This is a genomic window from Neomoorella stamsii (assembly GCF_002995805.1).
In the GTDB taxonomy this organism is placed as follows: Bacteria; Bacillota; DSM-521; order Neomoorellales; family Neomoorellaceae; genus Neomoorella; species Neomoorella stamsii.
In genome coordinates this window covers 1-672 of record NZ_PVXL01000018.1, presented here as the reverse complement: position 1 = coordinate 672, position 672 = coordinate 1, and the positions used below count along the sequence as shown (strand labels likewise).

Here is a 672-nt window from a genome sequence, read left to right as displayed (position 1 = left end):
TTGCAGGAGGTAGACTATGAAGGCGATTATCATGGCCGGCGGGGAGGGGTCGAGGCTCAGGCCCCTGACCTGCAAGCGGCCAAAGCCCCTGGTGCCGGTGGCCAACCGGCCGGTAATGGAATACTGTGTGGATCTGTTACGTGACCTGGGTATCAAAGAAGTAGGGGTGACCCTGCAGTACTTACCGCGTTTAATAGAGGAATACTTCGGTGACGGCAGTGATTTTGGCCTGCACTTGCATTATTTCGTGGAGGATAAACCCCTGGGTACCGCCGGCAGCGTCAAAAACGCGGCTTCCTTTTTAGATGAAACCTTTGTGGTGGTAAGCGGCGACGCCCTCACGGATTTTGATTTAAGACCGGCCATGGCGAAACATAAGGAGAACCGCGCCCTGGCCACCCTGGTGCTGACGACAGTTGACAACCCCCTGGAGTACGGGGTGGTGATTACCAATCCCGACGGCAGTATTCGCTCCTTCCTGGAAAAGCCCAGCTGGGGGGAGGTTTTCAGCGACAGGGTCAATACCGGTATCTATATTCTAGAGCCCGAGGTCCTGGAACTGGTGCCGGAGGGGGAGTCCTTTGACTTCAGCAAGGACCTCTTCCCCCGCTTACTGAAAGATAAAAAACCCCTCTATGGGATAACCCTGTCCGGCTACTGGTGCGATATTGG

1 protein-coding gene is annotated in these 672 nt (G+C 55.5%); it reads left to right on the top strand.

Annotated elements, in window-relative coordinates; all coding sequences use genetic code 11:
- Positions 1 to 16: 16 nt before the first annotated feature.
- A partial coding sequence (locus MOST_RS01915; RefSeq protein ID WP_129588641.1) for a nucleotidyltransferase family protein occupies positions 17 to 672 on the top strand: 656 nt, incomplete at its 3' end.